Consider the following 12827-nt stretch of genomic DNA (forward strand, 5'->3'; position numbering starts at 1 on the left):
CCAACATGGGGCCAGGGCGAACCCTACTCTGCCCGCAGTTCGGTGACGGCGGCGGGCAAGCCCGGTGCAGTGAGCGTGACGCTGATAGTGCCAGGACCAGTAGCTTGCACGTACACGAGCAGCCGGCCGTTGTGGGCGCGGTGCTGGGGTGTAGTGGGATTATCATGATTGGCCAAGTCGCCGTTTTCGATGCCCAGCAGCCGGGCGGGGCCGGTGAGGGCCACAGTTATTTCATCGGTAGCGGTGAGGACGGGGCGGCCAGCCTCGTCTACAATGGTGACTTCCAACTGGGCCAGGCCGCAGGTTTTGCCGAGCAGGGTGCTACGGTCGGGCTTGAGCTGAATGGCAGCGGGCGCACCGGCGGTTTGCAGCTTCATTTCGCTCACTGCTTTGCCGCTGCGGTAGCCTTTGGCGGAGAGTTCGCCGGCGGCGTAGGGCACGTCCCAGGTGGGCTGGCGGCCGGTTTTCCGGCCCAATGACTGGCCATTTAGGAATAGCTCGGTGACCTCGTTGGTGGTGTAGGCCGTGACGCGCACCTGGCTGGCGGCGGGCCAGTTCCACGTGGCGGTGCCGCGCTGGCGCCGGCTGGGTGTGGCCCCAGCCGCGGGCGCTTCGGCGGCTACCAGGTACAGCATGGGGGCGCTGGTCCAGAGGCTTTGGCGGAGGTAAAACTCGGGCTTGGGAAAGCCGGCCAGGTCGAGCAAGCCGGCGCCGTTGGCCCGCTGGGGCCACTTACCAGCCTCGCCGAGGTAGTCGATGCCCGTCCAGAGGTATTGGGCCGAGACGTAGGCGTTGGAATCGACCGCGGCCCAGGCCTCGCGCGCCATGCCGTTTTCGCTGCCGTAGATGACGCGGTTGGGGTACTTCTGGTGGTCTTCGGGGTAGCGGAACTCCTGATAGTTGTAGCCCACCACGTCGAGCGCGGCCGGATAATCGGTGAAGTTGGTCATCACCACGCCGGCTAACGCCGCTGTGACGGGGCGCGAGTTGTCGGCCTTCTTCACGACGGCCGCCAAGCGCTTAGCAATGGGGCCCATCTCGCTGGCGGGCGGGTGGTTGGGCAGGTAGCCTTTGCCGTAAATCTGGGGGTTGCGGCCGGTGTTCAGCACCTCGTGGGTGTAGGGGTCGTTGGGGTAGTCGATTTCGTTGCCGATGCTCCACATGATGATGCTGGGGCGGTTGCGGTTGCGCAGCACCATGTCGCGCAGGTCTCGCTCGCCCCATTCCTTGAAGTATTCGTGCGCGCCAAACTGCGCGGGCGTGCCCACGTTCCAGCCAGCCACCCACTTGTTCTTACCGTGCTCCCACTCGTCAAAGGCCTCGTCCATCACCAGCAAGCCCAGCCGGTCGCAAAGCTGATAGAGGTAGTCGGCGTGCGGGTTGTGGCTCATGCGCAACGAGTTGCAGCCGCCCTCTTTCAGCTTCTGCAGGCGGCGCTCCCACACCTCAGGCGGCACGGCTACGCCCAGTGCGCCGGCGTCGTCGTGGATGCATAAGCCCTTCAGCTTCATGTTCTCGCCGTTCAGGAAAAAGCCCTCGTTGGCATCGAAGCGAATGGTGCGCACGCCCACTTCCTCAGCTACCTCATCGACGGGCTGGCCCGCAACGACCAGCGTGGTGCGCAGCCGGTACAGGTTGGGATGGGCCACGGACCACAGCGCGGGCTGCTTGATGGGAAACGTAAGATTGGCCATAGCATCGGTGCCGGGCTTGGCCGCGACCGTTTGCTTGGCCGTGGCCACGGTCTGGCCTTTGGCATCGAGCAAAGTGCTGGTGACGGTAACGCTGGCGGCGCTGGCCGAGGCGTTGGTGAAGCTCACTCCTACCCGGCCCGTGGCGGCGCCAGCGCTCACCGTGGGCGTGGTGAAGGCCACGCCCCAGGGGCGGATGTGCACGGGGGCGGTTGCCAGCAAATACATGTTGCGGTAGATACCTGAGCCGGTGTACCAGCGCGAATCGGCTGCTTCGTGGTGGTCGACTTTCACGGCCAACACGTTGGGGCCGGTAGCGCTCAGGAAAGGCGTCAGCTCATACTGAAAGGATGCGAAACCGCTGGGACGCTTGCCCAACGAATGGCCATTCAGCCACACCTCGCTGTTTTTGTACACGCCATCGAAGTAGATGAACACCTTCTTGGCACGAAAGCCGGCGGGCACGGCAAACGTCTTTCGGTACCAGCCGATGCCACCCGGCAGGAAGGCCGTGGCGCTGGCCCACTCCTGGCTATACGGCCCCTCGATGCTCCAGTCGTGCGGCAGGTCGAGGGTGCGCCAGTCCTTATCGGCAGCGCGGGGCTGCTCGCTGCCAGGCACGTCGCCGAGATGGAATTTCCAATCAGCGTTGAAGAGGATTTGCTGGCGCTGGGCGTAGGATTGGTGGCCAAAGAGGCAGGCGATGAAGAGGATGAGAGCTGTTTTCATTGGGCGGGATTTGGAGGAAGGTGTAGATGACTGCGCGGGCGTTGGACCCCACCCGCGGCCCGGTTAGCGCAGTTCGCTCACCAGCGTGGTGATGGACCGCGGGGCCACCGGCAGCGGCTGGCCCGCCGGCACAGCCGGACCGGGTTGCAAATCGGCCGTGGCGGAGGTGACGTAGGGCTTGCCTGCGCCCAGCCGGCCGCTGCTCAGCACGAGTTGCACGGTAGCGGGCGTGTCAAAATCATTCACCACGACGGTTACCAGCTGCTTGCCATTGGGGCTTTTGTAGGCCGAAACCAAGGGTTGGCCGGCCCTGACCGAGTCGGCTAGTTGGGCGTGGAGGCGGATGGCACCGGGGCGCAGGTAGCGGCTGTAGTTGCCCAAGGCCCAGAGCATTTTGCTGGATTGATACGTGCCGTCGGTCTTCTTTTGGTCGATGTACACGAGGCCGTCCTTGTAGTCGTAAGGCGAGATGGCCAGCCACCATTGCCAGGCGGCGGCATTGCCCACGGCCAGGTCGGTGTGAATGACACGGGCCAGATATAGCGCCGGCTTCATTCCCAAGTCGCGCGGCCCGCCGTTGATTTCGCCCGCGTTATCACCCAAAATGCAGTATTCCGATTGCCAGTAAGTCAAGCCTTTCACAGCTGCTACCCGGGCCGCTAGCTGCCTGCGCGTGGCCACGGCCGTGGCGGCGGGCGAGGTGGTGAAGTAGCTGTGCCCCGCGATGATGGGCGCGACCTGAGATGTACCACCTATGTAAGTCGGCGCGGTTTTATCGCCGAAGAAGGCGGCCAGCTGGTCGCCCCGGCCGGGCTTGTCGGCGGTGGTGAAGAGGTAGTCGAGTTTGCCAGCCTCCGTTACCAGTACTTTGGTGGGCAGGCGCTGGGCGGCCAGGGCGGCGCTGCTGGCTTTGGCCACGCCAGCTATTTCGGTGTTGCGGAAGGGGCTGCCCTCCTGCCCGCCGCCGCTCCAGTCCCATTGCGGCTCGTTGATGGGACTGAGGTAGTCGAAGGTGATGCCAGTGGCCTGACGTATGCCTTGCACTACGGTGGCGCAATAGGTGCCCAGGGCGGCGTAGTTGGCGGGGGCCAGGTTGGTTTGGTCGTCTTTAGCGTAGGCTTTTCGGGTGATGGTGAGCGACACCGGCGGGCTGTTCAGGAAGCCCAAAAACTGCTTCACACCGCGCTGCTGGGCTGCTTTCAGAAACCACAGTTGCCCGGCCTGCCGCGTGAAATCATAGCGGCCTTCCGGCGTGAGGAACGACTCGGCGCGTCGCCACTCGTCCTTGATGCCGCTGGCGTCGCCCTGCTCGGCGCTGCCCGCCCCGATGTTGAAGCGCCACATCGACAGACCAATGCCTTTCTCCTGGCTGAAGAGCAAGTCGGCAATGGCTTCCTTTTTGGCCGTCGGCCAGTTGCCCACAAACTGGCAGGACCACGCATCGGAGGCGGCAAAGTTGGCAATGGTCTGCTGGGGCTTGGCCGCATCAATGCGCACGGTGGTAACGACGGGAGCCTGCCCGGCGGCAGCACTCGCCGCACCCAGCAGCACGGCGGTGAGCAAAGCAGCTGTTTTTATTTTCAGGGGAAAGGGCATTGGGAAAGGTTTAAACAGGTAGCCCGGCTACTTCTGCGGGATGCGAGAAGTGGCCGGACTGGAAAAGTTGGGGTGGGTAGCTGCGGCTACCTTACTGCTGCCATACCAGCCATTGCTGGTTGTTGCCACCATTCGGGGTGTACTGGATGATGTTGGCGCCGGCGGTGGTCGAGCGGCCGTTCACATCGAGTACCTGCGGGGTGCTGTTGCGGTTCGTGATTTTGTAGTAGCCCTCGGCGTTGGCGGCGAGTTGCCACTGCTGGCTGTTGCCGCTGCCCACGGTATTCTGCACCACGCTGGCGGCGGGCGCGGTCGAGCTGCTCATCACGTCGAGGGCCAGGTTGCTGTTGCGATTCAGCAGCTGGTAGCCGCCGGTGGCGGCCTGAAACTTCCACTGCTGGTTGTTGCCGCCGTTGCCGGGGTACTGAATGGTGGGAGCCATAACGGCCGTGGAGGCATTGTTCACGTCCACCACCTGGCCGCTGTTGCGGTTGATGAGGCGGTAGTAGGCAGTGGGGTAAAAGGCATCGGTACCGCCCGCGCCGCTGCCCCAGGCAAACTGCACGCGGCCCAGGCCCGAGGCATTGCTGATGGATGTGTTGCGCCCATCAAACTGCAGCAGGCTGTAGGAATCGCCGGTGCGCAAGCCGGGCCAGTACACGCTGGCAATGCCCTTCTGCCGGCAATAATTGGTGATGCCCAGCAGGTACGACTTCTTCACATCGCCCTCGATGGCGCTGTTGAAGTTCACGCCCGTAGTCAGGAAAGCGCCGTACTCCGTGAGCACCGCCCGGCTGGCGTAGCTGCCCAGGTTGGCCGCGAAGGCATTTTCCCAGCTGGCGGCCGTGTTGGTGGGGTTGTTGTAGAAAAAGTCGTAGAGGTGAATGGACAGCAAGCAGTTACTAAAGCGGCTGTCGGCCCCGATTCCCTTGATGTCCTGCGCATAGCCCAGGCCGTCGAGCAGCACGCGGCTGCGCGGCACGCTGGGGTAGCGGCTCAACCAGTCGGCGTAGAGGCTGCCCAAATTGGTCAGCGTATAACCGTGGGGCTCATTGAAAACCTCAAAATACACGTTGGCATTGCTGCCGTATTTGGCGACAACGGTTTGCCACATGTTGAAAAACTGCGTGTTGTCGTCCACCAGCCCGTTGCGCGAGGAATTGCCTTCCCAGCAGGCCAGTATTACCTTCATGCCCTTGCCCAGGGCCTTGTCGATGGCGCCCGTGTAGGGCGTCCAGCTGCTGCCCGATACCGTGACCGGGTTGATGGGCATGCGCACCGTGTTGGCGCTGGTGCGACTGAGAAAGCCGTTGATGATGAGGTCAGTTTTGGTCTGGACGGTGGCATAATCGTCGCCCGCTGCCAGGCCTGACAACACCAGTGCATCGTCCACGAAATTGTCGCGCGGGTCGGCCCAGTTAAGGCCGGCGATGCCCGCCGCGCCCAGGCCCGTAATAGGCGTATAGACCACCGGCTCATCAACCGGAACGGGCGTATCTGCCTCTTTTTCTTTGGAGCAGCCGAATGATAGCGCCGCCAGCAGCAGGAAGGCACGGCCAAAAATCGGCAGGGCTCGGTAGGAATTCTCCATAATTTGGGTGGGAAAGGAGGTAGGATAACAGACGGGACTTTGGCAAAACCGAAATGGGCTGCCTCAACCGAGGCAGCCCATTTGCTAGCTAGTAGCCCGGATTCTGCGTGACGTTGCCGCCCGAAAGCTGAATCTGGGGCGTTGGAATTGGGAACAGGTTGTTCTTCTCCGAAATCTGGTCTTTCACCTTGCCGCGGTCGTAGGGGTCGGTGCTGGTGAGCTGCGAGGCGTTGAAGGCCTGCATCACGGCCACGAGGCGCTTTTGGCGCACCAGGTCGTAGTAGCGGTGGCCTTCCATGGCCAGCTCCAGGCGGCGCTCCAGCCAGATGTGGTTGAGCAGTGCCGTGCCCGTTGAGGTACGGGGCAGCACCGTGCCGGGCTGCAGGCGGTTGGCGCGGGCCCGTACCAGGTTCAACGACGACAGGGCTTTCGACTCCTGGCCCAGGCGGTACGAGGCCTCGGCATGCATCAGCAGCAAGTCGGCGTAGCGCAGCTCGATGCGGTTGAGGGGCGAGTGGTTCGACTCGTTGGCGGGGCGGTTGGCCACCGGCAGGAACATCTTGCGGCTGATGCGACCCGACTCGTTTTCCGAGGGCTTGGTATCGTAGTTCGAGTAATCGAAACCGGCCGTGCGGGGGCCCACGTTGTCGCCCTGCTTGATGATGGTCCACTGCCGGCGCGGGTCATTCTCCTGAATGAAGGCCTGCTCCAAGTTGCTGGTGGGCGTGTTGAAGCCCCAGCCACCGTCGGCGCGGCTGCGCATGACCACCGTGAGGGACGTACCGACGTTGAAAGTCTGGTCGGCACTGTAGTTCAGCTCAAAAATGGACTCCGGCCCGTTGGGGTTGTTCACGTTCCAGATGTTGCTGAACTCGCCGCTCAGGTTGTACTGGTTCGAATTCATCACCGTCTCGGCGGCCGTCTGGGCCAGGGCCCACTGCTCGGTGAAGAGGTAAGCCTTGGCCAGGTAGGCATTGGCCGAGCCCTTGGTGGCGCGGCCCAGGTCGATGGTGGCACGGGCGCTTTTCTCGGGCAGAACGGCGGCCGCGTCTTTCAAATCATTGATAATTTGGGCATAGACCTCAGCCGCCGAAGCCCGTTTCAAGGCTAGCGCCTCGCTGGGGGCAACAGGCGTAAGCACCAGCGGCACCCCGCCGTAGCCCTTCACCAGCTCGAAATAGTTGTAGGCCCGGATGAACTTCGCCTCCCCCAGCAGCTGGTCCTTCAGCGTAGCATCAATAGGAGCCTTGGCGATGCCTACCAGGGCGGCGTTGCAGTTGCCAATAGCCTGGTAGATGTGTGTGTAGCGGTTATCGAACCACTCGTTGTTTGGCAGCCAGAAGAAGCGGGCAAAATCGCCGAACTCGCGCTGGTCGCCGGCAATGGCGTTACCCTTCCAGGCATCGTCCGAGCCGGCATCGCCAAACATGCGGGTGCGGTCAATTTTCCACCAGTCGTCTTGGTCGCTCAGGGAGTAGCACCCCATTACGGCCGCCTTGCACTCATCGGCGTTGGAGTAGTAGTTGTTAACGTTTTGCTGGCCCTGCGGGGGCTCGTCGAGGAAGTCTTTGCAGCTTTGCAGGCTCAGGCCCAGGCCCATCATCAGGGCAAGCGTAAGGCGGATATTTTTCATGACAGTGGCGGGTGGGAGTTGATTAGAAGGCGATGTTGGCGCCTACGAGGTAGGTGCGGGCCGTGGGGTAGTTGCCGAGGTCAACGCCGCGGTTCAGGGCCGACGAACCATCGGTGTAGGAGCGGCCATTGCCGATTTCGGGGTCCACGCCGCTGTAGTTGGTGATGGTGAACAGGTTCTGGGCGCTCACGTAGAGGCGCAGGCTGCTGGTGTGCGTAGCCGTGGTGATGAGCTTGGGGAAGGTGTAGCCAAGCTGCAGGTTGCGCAGGCGGGCATACGAGCCATTCTCCACGTAGAAGTTTGAGAAGCGGGTCAGGTTCTGGTTGTTGTCGTTGGCCACGATGCGGGGCACATCGGTGGAGGTGCCTTCGCCGTGCCAGGCCTTGTCTTCGAGGCCGGCAATCTTGTTGTAGTTGTAGCTGCCCGAGTACCACCAGGCTTTGTTGGCGTTCACCACGTCGTTGCCGAGGCTGCCCACCAGCGAGGCCAGCAGGTCGAAGCCCTTGTAGCCCAGGTTTAGGTTCACGCCGAAACTCATTTTGGGCACCGGGTTGCCGATGTACTTCTGGTCCTTGTCGGTAATCACGCCATCGCCGTCGAGGTCGGCAAAGCGGAAGTCGCCGGGCTTGGCGTTGGGCTGAATCAGGCTACCGCTGGTCGAACGGTAGTTGTCAATCTCGCCCTGGTTCTGGAAGATGCCGGTTTCCTCGTAGCCGTAGAATGCGCCTACGTAGCCCCCTTCCTCGGTTTTGGATGGCCGACCGAAAGTGGGCGTGTTGCCCGAGTACAGCGCTTGGCCGTTGGCCAATTTGTCGATTTTGCTAATGGCGCGGGTGGCGTTCACGCTCAGGCCGTAGGTGAAGTCACCAGTCGATTTAGCGTAGCCCACCGTGAAGTCCAACCCGTTGGTTTTCATGCTGCCCACGTTGGTTACGGGGCTGTTGTAGCCGTAGCCGGCGTGCCCCGGAATGGACTGGAACATGAGCATGTCGTAGGTGTTACGACGGAACAAGTCGAAGGTGGCCGTGAGGCGGTTTTGCAGGAAGCCCAGGTCCAGGCCCAGGTCGTAGTCCTCCACGGTTTCCCATTTCACGTTCGGGTTGGGCACGTTGCTTTGCACGGCGCCCAGTTGCAGGGTGCGGTCAGGACCGGTGGCGTAGTAGGTTTTGCCAATGGTGCCGGTATAGGCGCTGTTGGTCAGGCTGCTGATGTTCTGGTTGCCCACGCGGCCCCAGCTCGCCCGGATTTTGGCGAAGTTCACCGCGCTGACGTCCTTCAAAAACTCTTCCTCCGACACCAGCCAGCCGGCCGATACCGACGGGAACGTGCCCCAGCGGTTGTCCGTCGGGAACACCGAGGCGCCGTCGCGGCGGATGCTGGCGCCCAGCAGGTACTTGCCCTTGTAGTCATAGTTAATCCGACCGATGAGCGAGGCAATGGTGTTGGTGTAGTCGTTGCCGCGAATGGCGAAGCCGGTGGTGGCCGCCTCGGGGTAGCGCAGGCTGGGGTCGTTGCTCGGAATGGCCTGGCCCGACGCCGACTCGGTGCTGGTCTGGAAGCGCTCCAGCGTAACGGCGGCCAGGGCGGTCAGGTTATGGTCGCCGAACGAGTGCGTGTAGTTCAGCGTGTTGGTGTTGTTCCAGTTGATTTCGATGTTGTGCTCGCGCGTCACCGAGTTCACCTGGTTGCGCTCGTTGGCGTCGATGGTGTAGAAGGGCGAAAACGAGTTGCGGCGGTATACGTTGTTATTCGAGCCGAAGCGCGTCTCGAAAATCAGGCCCGGCGCAAACTCGTAGTTGGCGTATAGCGTGCCCACCAAAAAGTATTGCTTGCGCTTGTCGTCGTTGCGCTCGATGGTGGCCAGCGGGTTGCCCACGTCCGTCGGCGAAGCGCCGTAGTAGTCGTAAGGGTTGCCCGAGGTACCGGGCATGCGCGCCGGCGTAATCGGGTCATCGTTAAAGGCATCGCGAAACAGCGAGCCGCTGTTGAGGTAATTCTGGTTGGTGGTTGAGATGTTGAAATCCTCCCCCACTTTCAGGTGCTTGGCTGCTTGGTATTCGGTTTTGATGCGCAGCGAAAGGCGGTCAAAATCCGAGCCCGTCACCAGGCCCCGCTCCTTATAGTAGCTCAGGCCGGTGGAATAAACCACCTTGTCGCTGCCGCCCGACAGCCCCACCGAGTAGTTTTGAGTAATGCCCTGCTGCTTAATCTGGTCCCACCAATTGGTAGTGGAAGTGTACTGCCCAGGATTCTGGTACACCACCGGGTTGCCCGAATTGGTGGCCGCCAGGTTCATAATGCGGGCGTATTCGCTGGCCGACGCCATTTTTGGAATCTTGGTCGGATTCGACACGCCATACGTTGCATCGAAGGTGAGCCGGGGCTCCCCTTTCACGCCTACTTTGGTCGTAATCAGAATCACGCCATTGGCCGCCCGCGAGCCGTAGATGGCCGCCGAAGCGGCATCTTTCAGCACGCTCAGGCTGGCAATATCCTTGGGGTTGAGGTAGTTGATATTGGCCACCGGCAGGCCGTCCACCACGTAGAGCGGGCTGTTGCCGTTGATGGTCGAAATACCACGAATCAGAATCTGCGGCGCCGAGCCGGGCTCCGAACCCGCGCCCAGCACCGTCACCCCCGCCGCCTTGCCTTGCAGCGCGCCGCCGAGGTCGCCGGTGGTAATTTTCGCAATTTCAGCACCTTGCACCGTGGTCACGGCGTTGGTAATAGTACGCTTTTCCTGCGAGCCGTAGCCCACAACCACCGCCTCGTCGAGCTGCTGGGAGCTCACCACCAGCCGCACCGTGAAGCTGGTCTGGCTGCCCACCGGCACTTCCTGCGACAAGTAACCGATGGATGAAATCACCAGCGTTGCGTCGCTGGCTCCGTCAGGGATGGTCAGCGAGAAGTTGCCGCTGGCGTCGGTGGTTGCGCCCACGGTGGTGCCTTTCAGCAGGACCGTGACGCCGGGCAGGCCCGTTCCTTTTTCATCGAGCACGGTGCCCGTAATGGTGGAAGCGGCCAGGCTCCACGACCGTAGCGCGAAGGGCGCGGCTGCCGGAGTGGCAGGTGCGGCAGCCGCTGCCAATGGCAGGAAGGCTCCGCACAGGAGTAAAGATTTTGCCTGCATATGCAAGGAGGTTTTGAGTCGGAACAAGGCCGACATGGGTGGGAAAAAACGGAATCAGGAGTTGGAGCGCGAGCGGGCAGAGCGAAGCCGTTAGCTATAGGAAGCGAGGCGCGAAGAGGATGTAAAAGTATTTGCTCCTTATCCGCCTCAAGGGGTCATTTTCAAACAAAAAGGGGTATAAAATCTGGCAATTGTCCCTTTTTCACGTCTTTTCAATCGATTGCATTTCTATTCAAAGTCAATCGATTGTGTAAGTCTTGTTTGGTATGAGGAGTGGCCATTAGGCCACCCCCCAAATCAGGGCCGCAGGTCGCTCAAAATGGCGTGGTCGAGGCTGGCCAGCGTGGTTTGCTGGGGCTTTAACAGCTCCAGCACGGTAATCTCGTTCGCACCTTTTTTCAGCCATTCGGCTGGTACATACAGCGTCTGCTGCGGGCCGATGGCCCAGTAGCGCCCCAGGTTGTGGCCATTCACCCACACGCTGCCCTTGCCCCACTGGCGCAGGTCGAGGTAGGTATCCGTCGGGGTGGCGACGGTGAAGGTGCCGGAGCGCAGCACCGGGCCGGTGCTGGCTGCGGGTGTGGCCGTACCAGCCTTGGCTACCGTCGGGGCTTGGTCGAAGGGCAGACCGTACATCTTCCAGTTTTTCACTTCGCTCCCGCCCAGGCTCACGCTTTTGGTAATGCCCTTGTTGTTCTGGAGCAGGTACTCGCCGAAGTTGACGCGGCCCAGGTTTTCTACCAGAATATCGAGTTGTACCTGCCCGGCAGGCAAGGCCACGTCCAGGCTTTCCTGCTTGAGGCGGCGGTCGAGGGTGCCGACGCGCTTGCCATTCACCATCACCACCGCATAATCACGCAGGTCACTGATTTTAAGATTTTTGCTACCACCGCCCGTAACCGTGGCGCGGTAGAGCACGAAGCCGTAGGCCTGCTTCAGGGCTTCGAAGGTCAGCGGCTTGGCGCTGGCCACCGGAGCCGGCAAGCGGTCGAGCAGGCTGACGGTTTTGGTCAGCTGCATGGCGGGCAGCGCGATGGAAGGCTTGGCTGCGGGCACAGGTGGCAAAGGCTGGCCAGCCGGCCGGTACTTGGCAATGACTTCGCGGAAGGCAAGAAATTTGGCGGTCGGGTTGCCGGCTTCGTCCAGCGGCGCGTCGTAGTCGTAGCTGCTTACCTGAGGCTCATAGTGCGAGCTGTCGCCCTTGTAGTTAGCACCATTCATAAACGCCCGGGTAGTGCCCCCGTGGAACATGTACATGTTGATGGACATGCCCGCTTTCAATACCGAATCCAGGCCCGGCGTGTATTTAGACGCGGGTACGGTGTGGTGCGTGGTGCCCCACCAGTCGAACCAGGCCGGGTACCACTCGGCCACATAGTAGGGTCCCTGGCCGCTGTGGTTGGAGCGCACCAGCTGACGGATTTGGCTGGGCTTGTCGGTGCCGTTCACGGCGGGCAGCAGGCCGGGCAGGTGGCCGTCGGCCACGTCCTTCACCGGGTCGCAGGTATAGAGCAGGCCGTCGAAACCAGCGTCGATAAAGAGCTTTTTATTAAGTGCTAGGTATTCTTTATCAGCACCATAAGAGCCGTATTCATTCTCCACCTGCACCATGAGAATAGGGCCGCCGTGGCTTACCTGCAGCGGGGCCAGCTGCTTGCCCACGGCTTCGAGGTAGCGCTTGTAGGTAGCCACGTACTGGGGCTCCTGGCTGCGCACCTTCAGGCCAGGAATGTTCTGGAGCCAGTACGGGTAGCCGCCGAATTCCCACTCGGCGCACACGTAGGGGCTGGGGCGCAGAATCACCCAGAGGCCTTCTTCCTGGGCCATCTTCACAAAGGCGGCCACGTCGTTATTGCCCGTAAAATCATACTTACCTGGCTGGGGCTCGTGCGCGTTCCAGAAAACATAGGTACCAATGGTGTTCAGGCCCATGGCCTTGGCCATCTTCAGGCGTGAGCGCCAAGCCTCGCGGGGGATGCGCGGGTAGTGCAGCTCGCCCGAAATCATTTGCAGGGGCTTGCCGTCGAGCATGAAGTGGTCGGTGCCCAGCGTGAAGGTGTGGGTGGGCAGGCGCCTGGTGGCGGGTTTGGCGCGGGGGGTCGGGGTGGTGCGGGCGGAGAGCGGCGCGGCCAGCGGCGCCTCGCTTAGGCCGGCGAGGAGTAGCAGTGCAGCAAGCTTATTTCGGGAGGTAGTACTTGTCATAGCAGGGAATAATTGCGGAATTGTGGAAGAACCAGAAAGGCGGATATGTTGCGCTCAGCGAGCCACCTGAAAGAGGTGAGTGAGTGCTTATTTTTGCTAAGCAAAAGTATCCGCCTACGGAGGGCATCAGGGGGTGCATTTTCAGCAAAAAGGGGTTCAAATGGCCTTAAAACGTTGAAAAAGCACAGCACCACGCTTACTTGCCAGCGCATTTTTACCCCCGTCTCGGGTCATGGTGCGGCCCAGCTTTTTCCC

General features: G+C 61.7%; 6 protein-coding genes. All 6 read right to left on the reverse strand.

Annotated elements, in window-relative coordinates:
• Positions 1-23: 23 nt before the first annotated feature.
• The 6 genes from J4E00_RS00300 to J4E00_RS00325 all read right to left on the reverse strand — a co-directional run bounded on the left by J4E00_RS00300 (position 24) and on the right by J4E00_RS00325 (position 12572).
• On the reverse strand, positions 24-2420 hold the full coding sequence (locus tag J4E00_RS00300) for a sugar-binding domain-containing protein (protein WP_208173010.1): 2397 nt from the start codon (positions 2418-2420) through the stop codon (positions 24-26).
• A 63-nt stretch (positions 2421-2483) separates the two neighbouring features.
• Positions 2484-4016, reverse strand: coding sequence for a glycoside hydrolase (locus J4E00_RS00305; RefSeq protein ID WP_208173011.1), 1533 nt, complete (start codon positions 4014-4016; stop codon positions 2484-2486).
• A 91-nt stretch (positions 4017-4107) separates the two neighbouring features.
• Positions 4108-5607: an RICIN domain-containing protein gene (locus J4E00_RS00310; protein ID WP_208173012.1), complete on the reverse strand. Its 1500-nt coding sequence runs from the start codon at positions 5605-5607 to the stop codon at positions 4108-4110.
• An 88-nt stretch (positions 5608-5695) separates the two neighbouring features.
• On the reverse strand, positions 5696-7240 hold the full coding sequence (locus J4E00_RS00315; protein WP_208173013.1) for a RagB/SusD family nutrient uptake outer membrane protein: 1545 nt from the start codon (positions 7238-7240) through the stop codon (positions 5696-5698).
• Between the two features lie 22 nt (positions 7241-7262).
• Positions 7263-10370: a SusC/RagA family TonB-linked outer membrane protein gene (locus J4E00_RS00320; protein WP_208173014.1), complete on the reverse strand. Its 3108-nt coding sequence runs from the start codon at positions 10368-10370 to the stop codon at positions 7263-7265.
• A gap of 297 nt (positions 10371-10667) precedes the next feature.
• The gene (locus tag J4E00_RS00325) at positions 10668-12572 is read right to left on the reverse strand and encodes a glycoside hydrolase family 35 protein (RefSeq protein ID WP_208173015.1); all 1905 of its coding nucleotides are present in this window, start codon (positions 12570-12572) and stop codon (positions 10668-10670) included.
• Positions 12573-12827: the final 255 nt, after the last annotated feature.

The organism is Hymenobacter negativus (assembly GCF_017571495.1).
Taxonomy (GTDB): domain Bacteria; phylum Bacteroidota; class Bacteroidia; order Cytophagales; family Hymenobacteraceae; genus Hymenobacter; species Hymenobacter negativus.

Excerpts from the sequence above, each read along its gene's own strand:
- J4E00_RS00300 (WP_208173010.1), bottom strand. The coding sequence starts at position 2,420 with ATGAAAACAGCTCTCATCCTCTTCATCGCCTGCCTCTTTGGCCACCAA.
- J4E00_RS00305 (WP_208173011.1), bottom strand. The coding sequence starts at position 4,016 with ATGCCCTTTCCCCTGAAAATAAAAACAGCTGCTTTGCTCACCGCCGTG.
- J4E00_RS00310 (WP_208173012.1), bottom strand. The coding sequence starts at position 5,607 with ATGGAGAATTCCTACCGAGCCCTGCCGATTTTTGGCCGTGCCTTCCTG.
- J4E00_RS00315 (WP_208173013.1), bottom strand. The coding sequence starts at position 7,240 with ATGAAAAATATCCGCCTTACGCTTGCCCTGATGATGGGCCTGGGCCTG.
- J4E00_RS00320 (WP_208173014.1), bottom strand. The coding sequence starts at position 10,370 with ATGCAGGCAAAATCTTTACTCCTGTGCGGAGCCTTCCTGCCATTGGCA.
- J4E00_RS00325 (WP_208173015.1), bottom strand. The coding sequence starts at position 12,572 with ATGACAAGTACTACCTCCCGAAATAAGCTTGCTGCACTGCTACTCCTC.